The organism is Frigoribacterium sp. VKM Ac-2530 (assembly GCF_015350835.1).
Classification (GTDB): domain Bacteria; phylum Actinomycetota; class Actinomycetes; order Actinomycetales; family Microbacteriaceae; genus Frigoribacterium.
This window is the reverse complement of sequence record NZ_JADKSE010000001.1, coordinates 977,449-993,392: the sequence shown is the minus strand read 5'-3', so window position 1 is coordinate 993,392 and position 15,944 is coordinate 977,449. Positions and strand designations below refer to the sequence as shown.

Annotated in this window: 14 protein-coding genes; 7 read left to right on the top strand and 7 right to left on the bottom strand. The window is 74.5% G+C overall.

What is annotated here, in order from left to right:
- The first annotated feature begins 43 nt into the window (after nucleotides 1–43).
- Nucleotides 44–2,896, top strand: a complete 2,853-nt coding sequence (locus ITJ48_RS04510; RefSeq protein ID WP_194612559.1) for a glycosyltransferase — start codon at nucleotides 44–46, stop codon at nucleotides 2,894–2,896.
- Entirely contained in the window at nucleotides 2,889–4,298 is a 1,410-nt protein-coding gene (locus tag ITJ48_RS04505; RefSeq protein ID WP_194612558.1) for a DUF5719 family protein, read from the top strand. The genes ITJ48_RS04510 and ITJ48_RS04505 overlap by 8 nt, the downstream gene beginning before the upstream one ends.
- Before the next feature lie 10 nt (nucleotides 4,299–4,308).
- On the opposite strand, the gene ITJ48_RS04500 is transcribed toward ITJ48_RS04505, so the two are convergent.
- Nucleotides 4,309–4,758: a hypothetical protein gene (locus ITJ48_RS04500; RefSeq protein WP_194612557.1), complete on the bottom strand. Its 450-nt coding sequence runs from the start codon at nucleotides 4,756–4,758 to the stop codon at nucleotides 4,309–4,311.
- A 35-nt stretch (nucleotides 4,759–4,793) separates the two neighbouring features.
- Between ITJ48_RS04500 and ITJ48_RS04495 the strand changes: the two genes are divergently transcribed.
- The 4 genes from ITJ48_RS04495 to ahcY all read left to right on the top strand — a co-directional run bounded on the left by ITJ48_RS04495 (nucleotide 4,794) and on the right by ahcY (nucleotide 8,278).
- Nucleotides 4,794–5,006, top strand: coding sequence for a DUF3499 family protein (locus ITJ48_RS04495; RefSeq protein WP_133737779.1), 213 nt, complete (start codon nucleotides 4,794–4,796; stop codon nucleotides 5,004–5,006).
- A complete protein-coding gene (locus ITJ48_RS04490) occupies nucleotides 4,996–6,420 on the top strand; it encodes a phosphomannomutase/phosphoglucomutase (RefSeq protein WP_194612556.1) in 1,425 nt (474 codons plus the stop codon). Before ITJ48_RS04495 ends, ITJ48_RS04490 begins: the two co-directional genes overlap by 11 nt.
- Before the next feature lie 59 nt (nucleotides 6,421–6,479).
- Nucleotides 6,480–6,731: a metal-sensitive transcriptional regulator gene (locus ITJ48_RS04485; protein WP_233569053.1), complete on the top strand. Its 252-nt coding sequence runs from the start codon at nucleotides 6,480–6,482 to the stop codon at nucleotides 6,729–6,731.
- 71 nt (nucleotides 6,732–6,802) lie between these two features.
- Nucleotides 6,803–8,278, top strand: coding sequence for an adenosylhomocysteinase (gene ahcY, locus ITJ48_RS04480; protein WP_194612554.1), 1,476 nt, complete (start codon nucleotides 6,803–6,805; stop codon nucleotides 8,276–8,278).
- A gap of 73 nt (nucleotides 8,279–8,351) precedes the next feature.
- On the opposite strand, the gene ITJ48_RS04475 is transcribed toward ahcY, so the two are convergent.
- Nucleotides 8,352–9,287, bottom strand: a complete 936-nt coding sequence (locus ITJ48_RS04475; protein ID WP_194612553.1) for an RDD family protein — start codon at nucleotides 9,285–9,287, stop codon at nucleotides 8,352–8,354.
- Nucleotides 9,288–9,305: 18 nt separating this feature from the next.
- On the opposite strand from ITJ48_RS04475, the gene ITJ48_RS04470 reads away from it, so the two are divergent.
- The gene (locus tag ITJ48_RS04470; RefSeq protein ID WP_194612552.1) at nucleotides 9,306–10,301 is read left to right on the top strand and encodes a stage II sporulation protein M; all 996 of its coding nucleotides are present in this window, start codon (nucleotides 9,306–9,308) and stop codon (nucleotides 10,299–10,301) included.
- A 48-nt stretch (nucleotides 10,302–10,349) separates the two neighbouring features.
- Here ITJ48_RS04470 and ITJ48_RS04465 read toward each other — a convergent pair whose 3' ends face one another.
- The 5 genes from ITJ48_RS04465 to ITJ48_RS04445 form a co-directional block, all read right to left on the bottom strand.
- Nucleotides 10,350–11,642: a DUF58 domain-containing protein gene (locus tag ITJ48_RS04465; protein WP_194612551.1), complete on the bottom strand. Its 1,293-nt coding sequence runs from the start codon at nucleotides 11,640–11,642 to the stop codon at nucleotides 10,350–10,352.
- Nucleotides 11,643–11,644: 2 nt separating this feature from the next.
- Nucleotides 11,645–12,598 carry a MoxR family ATPase gene (locus tag ITJ48_RS04460; RefSeq protein WP_194612550.1) on the bottom strand — a complete coding sequence of 318 codons (954 nt, stop codon included), beginning with the start codon at nucleotides 12,596–12,598 and terminating at the stop codon, nucleotides 11,645–11,647.
- A gap of 103 nt (nucleotides 12,599–12,701) precedes the next feature.
- Nucleotides 12,702–13,889, bottom strand: coding sequence for a DUF4350 domain-containing protein (locus ITJ48_RS04455; protein ID WP_194612549.1), 1,188 nt, complete (start codon nucleotides 13,887–13,889; stop codon nucleotides 12,702–12,704).
- Nucleotides 13,886–14,530, bottom strand: coding sequence for a DUF4129 domain-containing protein (locus ITJ48_RS04450; protein WP_194612548.1), 645 nt, complete (start codon nucleotides 14,528–14,530; stop codon nucleotides 13,886–13,888). Before ITJ48_RS04450 ends, ITJ48_RS04455 begins: the two co-directional genes overlap by 4 nt.
- A complete protein-coding gene (locus ITJ48_RS04445; RefSeq protein ID WP_194612547.1) occupies nucleotides 14,527–15,834 on the bottom strand; it encodes a hypothetical protein in 1,308 nt (435 codons plus the stop codon). Before ITJ48_RS04445 ends, ITJ48_RS04450 begins: the two co-directional genes overlap by 4 nt.
- Nucleotides 15,835–15,944 lie beyond the last annotated feature (110 nt).

Below are 15,944 nucleotides of genomic sequence, written 5' to 3'. Positions count from 1 at the left end.
GCGCGGCGGAGGCGCGCGGCACCCGACCTAGGCTGCTCAGGTCATGCAGCCGAGAGTCACAGCGATCCTCGTCGCCCCTGGTGGAGCGACCTACCTCGACCGAACCCTCGACGCGCTGTCGCGGCAGACCCGCCCGCCGGAGTCCCTGGTCGTGGTCGACGCGGGCGGCAAGGACAGCGAGGCCGGGCGCCTCTCGCTCAGCGGGGCGGCACAGCTGACCAGCGTGCCCGCCGCCACGACCTTCGTCCAGGCGCTCGCGCAGGGCGTGCGCGTGTCGGGGCCGGGCGACTCTCCCCGCGACGGCGCCGTCGACCCGGACGAGTGGCTGTGGTTCCTGGGGCACGACAACGTGCCCGGACCCGAGGCGCTGGACCGCCTCCTGTCCCAGGTCGAGGTGTCGCCGTCGGTCGCGGTCGCCGGGCCGAAGTTGATGCGGCTCGACGACCCGACCGTCATCGCCGAGTTCGGCGAGACGATGACCCGGTACGGCGCGTCGATGCCGCTCGTCGAGAGTCAGCTCGACCAGGGGCAGCACGACCACCACGAGGACGTCCTGGGCGTGGCGGCCGCCGGCATGCTCGTCCGCCGCAGCGTCTGGACGGCCCTCGGCGGCTTCGACCCCGGCCTCCCGCACGTCGACGCCGCCCTCGACCTCGCCGTCCGCGCCCGCCTCGCGGGGCACCGCGTCGTTCTCGTGCCCGACGCGCGGGTGTCCAGCGCCGGGCAACCGGAGGACTTCGGGCAGGCACCCGGCGGGCACGCCCGCGCCGCCCGCCTCCACCGCGCCGCCCAGCTGCACCGCCGGCTCGTCTACTCGCCCCCGGCCGCGCTGCCGCTGCACTGGCTCTCGCTCGTGCCCCTCGCCTTCGTCCGGTCCGTCTGGCACCTGCTCACCAAGAACCCCGGGGCGGTCCCGGGGGAGTTCGCCACCGCCCTGACCGCTGCCTTCGGCGGTTCCCGGGTGCTCCCCGCCCGGAGGACGCTCGCGCGCACGCGGACGACCAGCTGGTCGTCCGTCGAGCCGTTGCGCGCCTCCTTCAACCTGATCCGCGAGAGGCGCGTCAGCGACCGCGACGCCCTCGTGGCGCACGGCGAGGACGCGACGGACCCCCGGGCGAGCTTCATCGGGTCGGGCGGCCTGTGGGTCGTGCTGCTCGCCGCCGTCGTGGGCGTCGTGGCGTTCCTCGAGTTCCTCCCGCAGCCGGCGCTGACCGGCGGGGGCCTCCTGCCGCTCAGCACCTCGGTCGCCGAGCTCTGGGACAACGTCGGGTGGGGGCGCCACGAGATCGGCACCGGGTTCGTCGGGCCGAGCGACCCGTTCACCGCGGTGCTCGCCGTGCTCGGCTCGATCACGTTCTGGTCGCCCTCCACCGCGGTGCTCGTGCTCTGGCTCGTGGCGATGCCGGCCTCGGCCCTCGGCGCCTGGTTCGCCGCTCGTCGGGTCACGAGCCGGGCGTGGACCCCCGCCGTGGTCGCCGCGGTCTACGCGATCTCGTCGCCCCTCCTCTCCGGCCTGCAGTCGGGCCACATCGGCGCGGTCGTCGCGCACGTCGCACTGCCTTTCCTGATCTGGGCGCTGATCGGGTCGGCCCGGTCGTGGGCCGCCGGGGCGACCGCCTCCCTGCTCTTCGCGGTCGTCGCGGCGTCCGCCCCGTCGTCGTGGCCCGCCCTCGTCGTCATCTGGCTCGGCTCGCTCGCCACCCGGCCCCGGGGCATCCACCGCATGCTCGCCGTCCCGCTGCCCGCCGTGGTGCTCTTCGTGCCGCTCGCCGTCGCGCAGATCTCGCGAGGCACCTGGTGGGGGCTCGTCGCCGACCCGGGCGTCCCCGCACGGATCGATCCCGCGTCGCCGTGGCAGCTGCTGGTCGCCTCGCCCGAGACCGGCCTGAACGGCTGGACGACCCTGCTCGCCGGGCTCGGCGTGAGCGGCTCGACGGCGGCCGTCGTCGTCGCGGCGGCCTTCGTCCCGCTGGCCCTCCTCGCCGTCGCCGCTCCCTTCGTCGGGCAGGCACGGCGTGCCGTGCCTGCCCTGTCGCTCGCCCTGCTCGGCTTCGTCACGGCGGTCGCCGCGACCCACGTCTCGATCTCGGGCGTCGGCAGCGAGACGACCTCGGTCTGGGCAGGGAGCGGGCTGAGCCTGTACCTGCTGGGCCTCGTCGGCGCGGCCGCGGTCACCCTCGACCGGCTGCCGCGCGTGGCGCCCACGGCGGGCGTCGTCGTCGCCGCGGTGACCGTGGCGTCCGTGTTCCCGCTCGTCGTCGCTGCCTACCTCGGCACCGGCGACGTGCGCCCCAGCTCGGGCCGCATCCTGTCGGCGTACGTCACGGCCGAGGCCGAGGCGTCGCCCGAGGTGGGCACCCTGGTGCTCACGCCGCAGCCGGACGGCTCCCTCGCCGTGTCGCTCGAGCACGGCCAGGGCGCGACCCTCGACGACCAGTCGACCCTCGACGCGACGGCGCAGCGCCTGACGTCGACCAACGAGGACCTCACGGTGCTCGCGGGCAACCTCGTGAGCATCAGCGGCTTCGACCCGGCCGACGACCTCGACCAGCTCGGGGTCGGATTCGTCCTCCTCGGCGAGGCCGCGGACGGCGACGACGAGGCGCAGGCCCTCGAGCGCCGGGCGAGCGAGGCGCTCGACGGGACCGCGGCGTTCCAGCCGGTCGGCGAGACCACGAACGGCCTGCTCTGGCGCTGGGTCGACGCCTCGGGCGCCGCTCCGGACCGCGACGACGCCGGGCCGCTCCGCCCCGTCGTCCTGATCAGCTGGGCCCTCGTGTTCGGCTCCGCGCTGCTGCTGGCCGTGCCGACGACGCCGCGCCGCCGACGCTCCCGGGCCGGCGTGCCCGAGTCGGAGCAGCCCGCCACCACCTTCGACGAGGAGAGAGATGACTGAGCGACCGATCATCGCGCGCACCCGACGCATCGGACTCGGCGCGGCCGGCCTCGCCGTCGCGGCCGTGGTCGTCGGCGCCGCGGGCGTCCTGCCGCTGCCGACGCTGCAGACCGTGCCCGCCGGGCAGCTCGTCGCCCCGGTGGCGGTCGACCAGCAGCGCGTCTGCGCGGGAGGGCTGCTCCAGCTCTCGGACGACGAGGGCCAGCAGGCCACGACCGCCAGCTCGGTCGGTCGGGCGCAGGTCGCGTCCGCCTCGAGCTCGGGCGACGACGAGAGCGCCGCCCTCGCCGGGGCGGACGGGAGCGACTCCGACCCGGTGCTGTGGACGACGCCCGTGGAGGGCGACGACGTCCCGCTCGTCGCGGCCGCCCAGAGCCAGTCCGTCTCCGAGGGCGAGCTCGTGGGCTTCGCGGCCGCCCCGTGCACCGAGCCGACGAGCTCGACCTGGCTCGTCGGCGGCTCGACCGAGACCGGCCGCGTGTCGCTCGTCGTGCTCGTCAACCCCACGGACGTCAACGCGACCGTCGACCTCGGCATCGCCGCGGAGAACGGCCGCGTGCAGGGCCCCGGCATCGACGGCATCGTCGTCGCCCCCCGCAGCCAGAAGGTCGTCCCGCTCTCGGGCTTCGCGACGGGCCTCGTGTCGCCCGTCGTCCACGTCCAGAGCCGGGGAGGCCGCATCGTCGCCTCGATGCAGCAGAGCGTCGTGCGCACCCTCGACCCCGGCGGGGTCGACATCGTCAGCGGGGCCGCCTCGCCCGCCCGCCAGGTGGTCGTCCCAGGCATCGTCGTCCGCGACTCCGCGGCGCTCGAGGGCGCGCTCACGGAGCCCTCGTCGGCCGACCTGCAGAGCGTCGTCCGCATCTACGTCCCCGGCGACGAGGCCGCGCAGGTCTCCATCACGCTCTCCACGGCCGACGGCACGGGCGCGACGTTCCAGACGAGGGCCGAGGGCGGGCGCGTCACCGACGTGCCGGTCGACGGCCTCGCGGACGGCACCTGGACCGCCACCCTCATGTCGCAGGTCCCCGTCGTGGCCGGTGCCCGCACCTCCACGATCTCGGCCGACGGTGCGGTCGACCTCGCCTGGGCCGCCGCGGCCCCGGCGCTGCGCGGCGACACGCTCGTCCAGGTGCCCCAGGGCGAGGGCCCGACGCTGTCGATCGCGAACCCCGGCACGGAGGCGACCACGGCGACCGTCGAGATCGGCGACGCGGAGCAGGAGCTGACGATCCCGGCGGGCAGCACGGTCGACGTGGCGGTCGCCGGCGGCGACGTCCTGACCCTGCGTGACGCCGACGGGCTGCGGGCCGCGGTGAGCTGGTCGGCGGCCGGAGCCCTCGCGTCGTGGCCCGTCACCTCGGCCTTCCCGGCGTCGACCCCGGTGGTCGTCTACCCGTAGGCCGCGACGGTCAGCGGTCGCGCCACCGGTCGGGGGAGAGGTCCCACGGGTCCTTTCCGAGGAGGTCGCCGACGGCCTGCAGGACCCAGCCCTCGACGAGCACGCGGTGCTGCCACTCGTCGTCGACCTGCCGGTGCGCCTCGGGCACGTGCGACAGGCGCTCGACGGGCAGCCGGTAGACGACCACGCTGCGGGCGACCCGGTCGACGCGCCAGCGCTCGACGCGGGACGGGTCGGGGTCGGCGGGCAGCCCGGCGACCTCGAAGGTCACGTCGGCGAGGTCGTCGGGCCACAGCTCGCGCAGGTGGTCGGCCGTCTCGGCGACGAGGTCGTCGAAGAGCTCGACCCTCGTGCGCAGGAAGGGCAGGTGCGGCCCCGCGGCGGAGGAGCGGAGCCCGCGACCGTGGCGGTCTCGCCGGCGGGACCGGTCGGTGACGCGGACTCGACGTGGCCTCGGCATCTCGCCATCGTAGTCCGGCGGTATCGTGGCGGTCCATGGAGCCACGACCCTGCAGCAAGGTCACCTGCCACGACGAGGCGGTGTCGACCCTCACCTACGTGTACGCGGACTCCATGGTCGTCGTCGGCCCCCTGAGCGACCGGGTGGAGCCGCACGGGTACGACCTGTGCGCCCGACACGCGTCGTCCCTGTCCGTCCCCCAGGGCTGGCAGGTGCTGCGCCGGGTAGTTTTGGGCCATGACCACTGAAGACACCGTCGACCTCTCCGCCTTCGTCAAGACCTACGACGTGCGCGGGCTGGTCGGGAGCCAGCTCACCGACGACGTCGTCGAGGCGTTCGGGGCCGCCTTCGCGGACGAGGTGGGCGCGGCAGGCAGCGAGCTCGTGGTCGGCCACGACATGCGCGACTCCTCGCCCTCGTTCGCGGCGGCCTTCGCCCGCGGCGCCCTGGCAAGGGGGGCGGACGTCGTCGCCCTCGGGCTCTGCTCGACCGACGAGTCCTACTTCGCCTCGGGCTCGCTCGACGCGCCGGCGGCGATGTTCACCGCGAGCCACAACCCCGCGACCTACAACGGCATCAAGATGAGCCGGGCAGGCGCCCAGGGGATCAGCCTCGACACGGGCCTGTCCTCGATCCGCGACCGGGCCGCCGCCTACCTCGCCGACGGCATCTCGTCCGTTGAGGTGCCGGGCTCGCTCCGCGAGCACGACGCGCTGCCGGGCTACGCGGCGCACCTGCGCGGGCTCGTCGACCTGGCCGACGTCCGGCCCCTGAAGGTGGTCGTCGACGCCGGCAACGGGATGGGCGGCCTGACCGTCCCCGCAGTCCTCGGCGCCGCCGCCGGGCTCCCGGCCCTGCCCCTCGAGATCGTCCCGCTGTACTTCGAGCTCGACGGCACCTTCCCCAACCACGAGGCGAACCCGCTCGAGCCGGCCAACCTCGTCGACCTCCAGGCCGCCGTCGTCGCCCACGGCGCAGACCTTGGCCTCGCCTTCGACGGCGACGCCGACCGCTGCTTCGTCGTCGACGAGAAGGGCGACGCGGTCACCCCGTCCGCCGTCGCGGCGATCGTCGCGGTGCGCGAGATCGCCCGGGTCCGGGCGGCCGAGCCGGACGCCTCCATCTCGGTCATCCACAACCTCATCACCTCGCGCGCCGTGCCCGAGGCGATCGTCGCCTCCGGGGCGGTGCCCGTCCGTACCCGGGTCGGGCACTCGCTCATCAAGGACGAGATGCGCACGACGGGCGCGATCTTCGGCGGCGAGCACTCGGCGCACTACTACTTCCGCGACTTCTGGGGCGCAGACAACGGCATGCTCGCCGCCATGCACGTGCTGGCCGAGCTGGGCCACCAGGACGAGCCGCTGTCGACCCTGACCGACCGCTACACGCCGTACTCGGCCAGCGGCGAGATCAACTCGACCGTCACCGACGTCCCCGCCGCCTACACCCGCGTCGTCGAGGCGTTCACCGGCCGGGGCGACTTCGACGAGCTCGACGGCCTCACCGTGTCGGGGTCGTCGACCGACGGCGGCTTCTGGTGGTTCAACGTCCGTCCCTCGAACACCGAGCCGCTGCTCCGCCTCAACGCCGAGGCGGCGACGCGCTCGGGCATGGAGGCGGTGCGCGACGAGGTCCTGGCGCTGATCCGGGCGTCGTGACCACCGACCCGAGCACCGCGTCGCAGGGGGCTCCCGGCTACAGCGGGTCCAAGCAGCAGATCGTCACGCGCCTCCGCCGTGCCGAGGGACAGGTCCGGGGCATCCAGCGGATGGTCGAGGACGACGTCTACTGCATCGACGTCCTCACGCAGGTGAGCGCGGCCACGAAGGCGCTCGAGACGGTGGCCCTGCAGCTGCTCGAGGACCACCTCGCGCACTGCGTCGCCGAGGCGGCACGCGAGGGCGGGGCGGTGGCCGACGCGAAGATCGCGGAGGCGTCGGCCGCGATCGCCCGTCTCGTGCGTTCCTGAGCCGGGGGACGTCCCGACGCGTCGACCCGTTCCTGGGCGACACACGGGGCAGGGTGGGCGAGAATGGTCCCATGCCCACTGACACGACCACGCTGCCCTACAAGGTCGCCGACCTGTCCCTCGCCGAGGCCGGTCGACACCAGCTCCGGCTCGCCGAGAACGAGATGCCCGGCCTCATGGCCCTCCGCGAGGAGTTCGGCCCGACGCAGCCGCTCGCCGGTGCCCGCATCGCCGGCTCGCTGCACATGACCGTGCAGACCGCCGTGCTGATCGAGACCCTCACGGCTCTCGGCGCCCAGGTCCGCTGGGCCAGCTGCAACATCTTCTCCACGCAGGACGAGGCGGCGGCCGCGATCGTCGTCGGTCCGACCGGCACCCCCGAGCAGCCGGCGGGCGTGCCCGTCTTCGCCTGGAAGGGCGAGACGCTCGACGAGTACTGGTGGTGCACCTCCCAGATCTTCGACTGGTCGGCCGAGGCCGCCGGGGCAGGTGCCTCGTTCGCCGGACCGAACATGATCCTCGACGACGGCGGCGACGCCACGATGCTCGTGCACAAGGGCCGCGAGTACGAGCTCGCCGGCGCCGTGCCCGACGACGCCCCCGGCGACAGCCACGAGTGGCGCGTCATCCTCGAGGTGCTGCGCGGCTCGCTGGCCGAGTCGACCGACCGCTGGACGACCATCGGCGCGGAGCTCCAAGGCGTCACGGAAGAGACCACGACGGGCGTGCACCGCCTGTACGAGCTCGCCCGTGCCGGCGAGCTGCTCTTCCCCGCCATCAACGTGAACGACTCCGTCACGAAGTCGAAGTTCGACAACAAGTACGGCATCCGCCACTCGCTGCCCGACGGGCTGATGCGGGCGACCGACGTGCTCATCGGCGGCAAGGTCGCCTTCGTCGCCGGCTACGGCGACGTCGGCAAGGGCGCCGCGGAGGCGCTGCGCGGCCAGGGTGCCCGCGTCATCGTCAGCGAGGTGGACCCGATCAACGCACTCCAGGCCGCGATGGACGGCTACCAGGTCGCCCGTCTGGAGTCCGTCGTCGAGACGGTCGACATCCTCGTCACGGGCACCGGCAACCTCGACGTCGTGACCGTCGACCACCTCCTCGCGCTCAAGCACCTCGCGATCGTGGCGAACGTCGGCCACTTCGACAACGAGATCGACATGGCAGGGCTCGAGTCGCTCGCCGGCGCCGAGCGCGTCGAGATCAAGCCCCAGGTGCACGAGTGGCGCCTCCCCACGGGTCGCAGCGTGCTCGTGCTCAGCGAGGGCCGCCTGATGAACCTCGGGAACGCCACCGGTCACCCCTCGTTCGTGATGAGCAACTCCTTCACGAACCAGGTGCTCGCGCAGATCGAGCTGTGGGCCCACCGCGAGAACTACGAGACCGAGGTCTACGTGCTCCCGAAGCACCTCGACGAGAAGGTCGCGCGGCTGCACCTCGACGCCCTCGGCGTCGAGCTGACCACCCTCACCGACGCGCAGGCGAAGTACATCGGCGTCAGCGTCGACGGGCCCTACAAGGTCGACCACTACCGGTACTGAGCCGCCGGTGCACGAACGCCCCCGCGCCGTCGTCGAGACGGGGCGGGGGCGTTCGTGCGTGCCGGACTCGGGCTCAGCGCCGCGGGAAGCCCCGCACCGTGCCCGTGAGGGCCGGCTCGAGCCGGTCGAGCAGGGCTGCCTCGCGCCCCAGGGCGACGCCCTCGCGCTCTCGACGGAGGGCGGACACGGCCGCCAGCAGCGACTCCGGGTCCGTCGCGGGCAGGGGCGAGACGAACGGCGAGAGCTCGTCGGCGAGGGACTCGGCGATGCGCCGACGGCTGTCAGGACGGAGTGCCGGGGCCTGCTGCAGGAAGGACGAGACGCGACGGGCCAGGGGATCGGGGAGGCGCGCCACGTCGGCCACGGCGCCCCAGGCCAGGAGGTGCGGCGGCACCTGGACCACGACACGCCCCATGCGGGGCGCCCGCTCGTTGCGGCTGTACGTTCCGGCCATCAGGTCGCCGAGGCGACGCGAGGACCGGTTGAGGAGGGCGACGACGACCGCCAGCCCTCCCGTCGTCATCACGATCTCGAGCATGCCGACGAGCGACCGGGTGAGCGCGTGCCGGAGGCCGATCGCGCCTCCGTCGGTCCGGACGATCCTCGCGCCCGTCGCCAGCTTGCCCAGCGACCGCCCGTGCGACGCCGTCTCGACCACGGTCGGCAGGCCGATCAGGCAGACGACGATCGACGCGACCATGAGGGCCTGGGCCGTCGCGTCGTCCACGGCGCCGCGGTCGTTGAGCGAGACGACCAGGAGCACGAGGCCCACGAGCACGACGACGTACGCGAGGTAGTCGATCAGCGCACCGGCGACGCGGAGGACGAAGCCGGTGGGGCGGCGGTCGAGACCGACCGCCTCGCCCGTGACGAGCTGGTCGTCGGCGCCGTCGAAGAAGTCGACCTGGTCGGCACGCAGGGTCGGCGCGGACCGCGGGGCACGCCCCGCGCGCGTGCGTCGCGGCCTCGGCCGGGGCGTCGGCGGCTGGTGCGTCGTCGGGTCGGACATGCCTAGTATCTAAGCAGAATGGATCTCGACGCCTACGCCGCCGCCCACGGTCACGAGTGGACCGAACTCGAGGCTCTGGCGCGCCGTCGGCGCCTCACCGGCCCGGAGGCCGACGAGCTGATCCGGCTGTACCAGTCGGGGGCCGCCGAGCTGTCGGCGCTGCAGACGGCCGCGGGCCCGTCCGTCGTCGCCGACAGGCTGTCGCTGACCCTGTCGCGCGCGCGGCTCCGGTTCACCGGGGCGGGGCGGAACCTCGCCTCGCAGGTGCCGACCTTCTTCGTCGCCCAGCTGCCTGCCGCCCTCTGGCGGGTGCGCTGGCTGTCGATCGCGGTGCTGCTCGTCACGGTCGTCGTGGCGACGTCGTTCGCGGTCTGGGCGGCCGGGTCTCCCGCGGTCCTCGCGTCGTTCGGCTCGGAGGAGTTCCGTCGTCAGTTCGCGACGGAGGACTTCGTGGACTACTACTCGGAGAGCGCGCCCTCGTCGTTCACCGGTCAGGTCTGGACGAACAACGCGTTCATCGCCGCCCAGTGCGTGGCGTTCGGCATCACCGGGGTCTGGGTGCCCTACGTCGTGCTGAACAACGCCATGAACGTGGGCATCTCGGCGGGCCTGATGGCCGAGCAGGGGCGCCTCGAGTACTTCTTCCTGTACATCCTCCCGCACGGCCAGCTCGAGCTCTACAGCATCTTCGTCGCGGGAGGCGCCGGGCTGATGATCTTCTGGTCGTGGGTCGCCCCTGGCGCCCGCACCCGGGGGCAGGCGCTCGCCCAGGACGGCCGTGCGCTCGTCACCGTCGCCGTGGGGCTCATGCTCGCCCTGCTCGTGTCGGGCGTGATCGAGGGCTTCGTCACGCGCCAGGACTGGCCGTGGCCGATCAAGATCGGCATCGGCACGGTCGCGCTGGCCGGGTTCCTCGCGTACCAGTGGGTGCTGGGCGGACGCGCGCACCGCTCGGGCCAGACCGGCGACCTCGACGAGTTCGAGGCCGGGGCGACGGAGCTCGTCGCCGGCTGACGGCGAGCGGAGGCCGCTGTGCCGGCTGACGGCGAGGGGCGGCGCGGGTCAGAGCCGGCCGGCGGCCTTGTAGGCGAGGTACCGGTCGGCGAGCGCGGGCGGGAGGTCGGCGGGCGAGCCCGACACGACGTCGGCACCCACCTGGCCGAGGGCGGCGGCGACGCGGGCGACGTCGAGCCGGGCACGCTCTGCGGCGGCAGCGCGGTAGACCTCGTCGCGGTTCGTCCTCGTGACGGCTGCGACGGCGAGGTCGGGATCGGTGACCGACGCGACGACGACGAGGTGGCGCCGGCTCAGCTGCGGCACGGCGGCGAGCAGGCTGCGGGCCGAGCCGGGGGAGTCGACGGGCGTGACGAGCACGACGAGCGAGCGCTGGGTGGTCACCGAGCGCACGAGGGCAGGCACGGTCGACCAGTCGGTCTCGACGAGCTCCGGCTCGATCGGGGCCATCGTCTCGACCATGGTCGACAGAAGGGCGGCGCCGGTCGCGCCCTGCACGCGTCCCCGAACGCGGCGGTCGACGACGACGAGGTCGACGTGGTCGCCCGCGCGCGACGCGAGCGCGCCGAGCAGCAGGGCGGACTCGAACGCGGTGTCGAGCCGCGGCTCGTCGTCGATGCGCGCAGCCGAGGTGCGGCCGCTGTCGACGACGATCACCACGCGTCGGTCGCGCTCGGGGCGCCACGTGCGGACGACGAGGTCGCTGCGGCGGGCCGTGGCTCGCCAGTCGATCGACCGGACGTCGTCGCCGCGGACGTACTCGCGCAGGCTGTCGAACTCCGTCCCCTGGCCGCGGATCATGACGCTGGTGCGCCCGTCGAGCTCGCGGAGGCGGGCGAGTCGGGACGGCAGGTGACGGCGCGACGAGAAGCGGGGCAGCACACGGACGACACCGGGGACGGCGTGCCCGGCCTGGCGACCCGCGAGGCGGAGCGGTCCGATCGACCGGACCGTCACCTCCTCGGCTCGCCGTTCGCCCCGGCGGAACGGGGTGAGCGTCGTCGTGGCGCGCCAGGCACGACCGGGCCGGACGACGAGGGCTCGGCGCGTGACCGCGGCACCGGCCGACGGCTGCCAGGCGTCGCGGACGACGCCGCGCAGCGTGCGGCGGCCCTCGTTGACGACGACCAGCTCGGCCGAGGTCGTCTCGCCGAGGCGCACGGGGCCCGGCAGCTCGCGACGGATCCGCAGGAGGCGCGGCGAGGCGGCCAATGCGACGTCCAGCGCCCCGAGGGCGAGCACGAGCGCGAGCCAGCCCACGAGCGCCCAGGCGCTCCCCGTCGCGACGATCGGCACGACGCCGAGCGCGACGAGCGCGACGAACCATCCGGTGACGGCCATGATCAGATCGGGACCCGCACCTGCTGCAGCACCGAGCGCAGCACGGCGTCGGCGTCGACGCCCTCGAGCTCGGCCTCCGGTCGCAGCTGCAGGCGGTGGCGCAGCACGGGCAGGGCCATCGCCTGGACGTGGTCGGGCGTGATGCGGTCGAAGCCGGTCAGCCAGGCCCAGGCCTTGCTCGCCGACAGCAGGGCGGTGGAGCCGCGGGGGCTGACGCCGATCTTGACGGACGCGCTCTCCCGGGTCGCACGGGCCAGGTCGACGACGTAGGCGAGCACGTCCGGCGAGGCGCCGACGAGGCCGACCTCGGCCTGCGCCTGCGCGAGCTCGGCCGGCCCGAGCACGGGCGTCACGCCCGCGGCGCGCAGGTCGCGCGGCGAGAAGCCGGCGGCGTGGCGGCTGAGCACCTCGACCTCGGCGTCGCGGGGCGGCAGGTCGAGGGTCAGCTTCATGAGGAACCGGTCGAGCTGCGCCTCGGGCAGCGTGTAGGTGCCCTCGTACTCGACCGGGTTCATCGTCGCGGCGACGAGGAACGGCTGGGGGAGCGGACGCGAGACGCCGTCGACCGACACCTGCCGCTCCTCCATGGCCTCGAGCAGCGCCGACTGCGTCTTGGGGGGCGTCCGGTTGATCTCGTCGGCCAGCAGGATGTTGGTGAAGACGGGACCGGGCCGGAACTCGAACTCGCCGGCCTTGGCGTCGTAGACGAGCGAGCCGGTGATGTCGCCGGGCATCAGGTCGGGGGTGAACTGCACGCGGTTCGTCTCGAGCGAGGTGGCGTGGCTGAGGGCGCGGACGAGCAGCGTCTTGGCGACGCCGGGGACGCCCTCGAGCAGGGCGTGGCCCTGGGCGAGCAGGGTGACGATCAGACCGGTGACGGCGCCGTCCTGGGCGACGACGGCCTTGCCGACCTCGGTGCGCACGCGGGCGAAGGTCTGCTGGAGTTCGGTGGTCATGCGGCGGTTCTCCCGGTGGTGGTCGCAGGGCGAGGGGCGGTGGAGGCGGTCAGGGGCCAGGCCGGCTCGGAGCCGGCCGGCGGACGAGGAGGCGCGGCGCCGGTCACGAGGGAGCCGCTGCCCTGGCCGTCGCCCGCTCGAGGTCGAGCAGGCTGTCGCTGAGGCGGACGAGCTCGGCGTCGTCGGCAGGGTCGGCGTCGACGAGCACGTGCCGGAGCCCGCGGGGGTCGGCCCCGACGAGGCCGGCGACCCGGTCGATCACCTCGTCCACCGACGACGTGGACGAGAGGCCGGTGAGGCGGGCCAAGCGGCCGAGCGACCCGATGCGCAGCTGGTCGAGGGCGTGCCGACGCTGGCCGGAGCGCTCGTACAGCCGCGCCCGCCCCTCCGTCGTCTCGGACGCGCGGACGACGACGGGCATGCGCTCGACCACGAGGGGACCGAGCCGGCGACCCCGCCAGACCATCGCGGCGACCGCGGTCGCGGTGAGCAGGAGCAGCACGGGCGTGACCCAGCTCGGCGTGAGCGTCGCGAGGGTGCCGGCGCCCTCGGGCACGTCGTCGACGCCGGGGAGGTACCAGACGAGCTGGTCGGACTGCCCGAGCAGCGCGAGGGCGTAGGCGGCGTCGTCCGCGCCCGCCGTGGCGATCGTGCCGTTCGTCAGTGCCGTGGTCGTGCCGACGACCGTGACGCGGCGGTCTCCGTCGTCGAGGACGACGAGCCCGGAGCCGTCCGTGTCGGGATCGCGGACGCAGGTCGTCACGTCGACGCCCGCACCGGGGTCGACGCCCGCGGCGGAGTACGCGAGGCCGGCGGCGTGGACCCGCTCGACCTGCGACAGCTCGGGCACGTCGCAGCCCAGGTCACGGACCCCGTCGGCGACCTCGGCGACCGCGGAGACGCCGGGGGCGACCGCGTCCAGCGCCGTGGCACCCGGGGCGAGGAGGACGAGCGAGCTCGCGGCGTCGCCGAGCTCGCTCCACTGGTCGGCGACGAGGTACGATCCCGCGTCGTCGACGACCACGGTGGTGTCCGGACGTGCGGCGGCCTGCCGGGCCTGGTCGAGCGACGACACGACACGGACGGACACGCCCTCGTCACGGAGGACCTCGACGAGCGCCTTCGTCCCGGCCGGCGCGGGGTTCTCGGGGCCGAGCGCCCGGCCGCCCGTCGCGCCCGAGCCGCTGAGGAACACCGCCGCGACGGCGCCGAGCAGCGCGAGGACGGCCAGCGCGACCCAGGGCCGCGCCCGGCGCGCGGACGCACGCACCGTCGGCGTCGTCGCCGTCACGAGGCGGCCACGGGGGCGAGTCGCTCGAGCTCGAGGTCGAGCGCGCTGATCTCGCGCCAGGCGGCCTCGGAGCCGGGCCGGTCGAGGTAGCGGACGCCGTCGAAGCTGGCCGCGGCCGAGGCCAGGCGGTCGGCGAGGCCGGGGAACACCTGCCCCGCCCGCGTGCCGACCGCGCGGGCGGTCGTGCCGGGCGTGGTCGTGAGCACGTCGCGCTCGACGAGGCCGCGGGTGAGCGCGCGGAACGACTCGGTGACGGCGAGCACGAGGTCGCCCGCGGTCGCCGCCTCGGCTGCTGCCCGGCGGAGGCGGTCCGCGTCGCGGTCGTCGCCCTCGCCGAAGAGCTCGGGCCCCAGCGTCGAGCGCCGGTTCAGCCGGGGGACCCCGTAGACCGCGAGCACCACCACGAGGACGACGACCACGACGACGAGCAGCACCACGAGGGCCACGGCGGGCGCGCCCTCGACCCCGCCGAAGCGGATGCCGTTCAGCCAGTTCCAGAAGGCGTCGGCCGCACGGTCGAGCCAGGTCGGCTGGGCCGCGACGTAGTCGCGACCCGTGAGCTCGCGCAGCAGCAGCCGGCGCGCCTCGTCGGGGTCGGGGTCGAGAGGGGCGGCGGCCAGCACGGTCGTCGTCGGCGTCACTGCAGAGGTGCCCCGCCCTGGCCGTCGGGGCCGTGCTGCTGGCCCTGCTGCTGCGGGTGGTGCCCGGGGAGCTGCTGCCCGGGCTGCTGCTGAGCAGGGGAGCGCCACGGGTCGGGCAGGTCGACCTGGCCGCGGCCGCGGGCCTCGACGTGGCGCACCAGCTCGAGGTCGAGCCCCTCGGTCCGCATCCGGCGGTCGACGTAGACGAGGCCGACGGAGGCGGCCTGGACCACGGAGCCGATGGCCGTGACGACGGCGCTGACGGCGATGGTGAGCACGTACGCGACGGCCGCGACCGCGATCGCGCTGCCGTCGACGTCGCCGGTGGGCGAGATGAGGCTGCCGAACACGCCGAACAGCAGCGAGAACGGCGCCGTCACGACCTGCGTCGCGATCTGGATCATCACGAACACGAGGGCGACGACGCCGAAGGTGCGCCAGAACGAGCTGCGGACGAGGGACCACGACCGAGCGACGGCCGCACGCAGGGGCATGCGCTCGAGCATGAGGGCGCTCGGCACGAGGCTCAGCTTGATGGTGAGCCAGACGCCGAGCACCAGCAGGCCGAGGCCGAGGATGACCCCGACCCCGATGCCGACGCCGATGCTCGGACCCGTGCCGACGACGACGCCGATCGCCACGACGCCGACCACGAGGCCTGCGGCGACCAGGTAGGCGAGCGTGAGCAGGGCCGACCAGCCCGTCAGCGCGCCGATCCGCCCGCGGGCCAGCGTCCAGAGGCCGCCCAGCCGGAGGCGCTCGCCGAGCAGCTGACGGGAGGTCTCGAGCACGAAGAGCCCCTGCAGCAGGGCGCTGACGACCACCGTGAGCAGCACGGGCACGAGCGTCGCGAGCACGACCGTGGCGACGGCCCCCGCCGCCACCGCGTCGCGGTCCTCGGGCAGGGCCGACTCGACGCGGGAGAACGCGAAGAACGCGCTGCCCCCGGCGGCACCGACGGTCACGACGAGCAGCACGACCTGCGCGAGCAGGGCGGTGCCGAAGGTGGTGCGCGGGTTGCGCCGGAACACCTGGAACGACGCGGAGAGGATCTCGCCGAACGTGAACGGACGGAGGGGGAGCAGACCAGGACGAGGAGGCGGTGTCCACGCACCGGGACCGCCGAACGGCTGCTGCGCGGCCTGCTGTCGGTACGCGGGCGCCTGCTGTCCGTACGCGGGCGGCTGCTGACCCGGGCCGGCGGCCGGACCCGACGGAGGGGCGGGAGGCGCGGACGGGACCCGCTCGCCCCAGCGCGGTGCGTCCTGCGCCCCGGGGGCCGCCCAGTCGTTCGGATCGGTCATGGCTTCCCCCGGTGGTCCACGCTCGAGGTCGTCCTCGCTCGTGCGCCCATGTTTCCACAGGCGCGGCGGGCGTGCCAGCCGACCTGCGCCTCCTTCGCCGCCGATCCGCG

What these genes read in the sequence shown, in the direction of transcription:
- ITJ48_RS04510 (WP_194612559.1), top strand. Translation starts at nt 44, where the DNA reads ATGCAGCCGAGAGTCACAGCGATCCTCGTCGCCCCTGGTGGAGCGACC.
- ITJ48_RS04505 (WP_194612558.1), top strand. Translation starts at nt 2,889, where the DNA reads ATGACTGAGCGACCGATCATCGCGCGCACCCGACGCATCGGACTCGGC.
- ITJ48_RS04500 (WP_194612557.1), bottom strand. Translation starts at nt 4,758, where the DNA reads ATGCCGAGGCCACGTCGAGTCCGCGTCACCGACCGGTCCCGCCGGCGA.
- ITJ48_RS04495 (WP_133737779.1), top strand. Translation starts at nt 4,794, where the DNA reads ATGGAGCCACGACCCTGCAGCAAGGTCACCTGCCACGACGAGGCGGTG.
- ITJ48_RS04490 (WP_194612556.1), top strand. Translation starts at nt 4,996, where the DNA reads ATGACCACTGAAGACACCGTCGACCTCTCCGCCTTCGTCAAGACCTAC.
- ahcY (WP_194612554.1), top strand. Translation starts at nt 6,803, where the DNA reads ATGCCCACTGACACGACCACGCTGCCCTACAAGGTCGCCGACCTGTCC.
- ITJ48_RS04475 (WP_194612553.1), bottom strand. Translation starts at nt 9,287, where the DNA reads ATGTCCGACCCGACGACGCACCAGCCGCCGACGCCCCGGCCGAGGCCG.
- ITJ48_RS04470 (WP_194612552.1), top strand. Translation starts at nt 9,306, where the DNA reads ATGGATCTCGACGCCTACGCCGCCGCCCACGGTCACGAGTGGACCGAA.
- ITJ48_RS04465 (WP_194612551.1), bottom strand. Translation starts at nt 11,642, where the DNA reads ATGGCCGTCACCGGATGGTTCGTCGCGCTCGTCGCGCTCGGCGTCGTG.
- ITJ48_RS04460 (WP_194612550.1), bottom strand. Translation starts at nt 12,598, where the DNA reads ATGACCACCGAACTCCAGCAGACCTTCGCCCGCGTGCGCACCGAGGTC.
- ITJ48_RS04445 (WP_194612547.1), bottom strand. Translation starts at nt 15,834, where the DNA reads ATGACCGATCCGAACGACTGGGCGGCCCCCGGGGCGCAGGACGCACCG.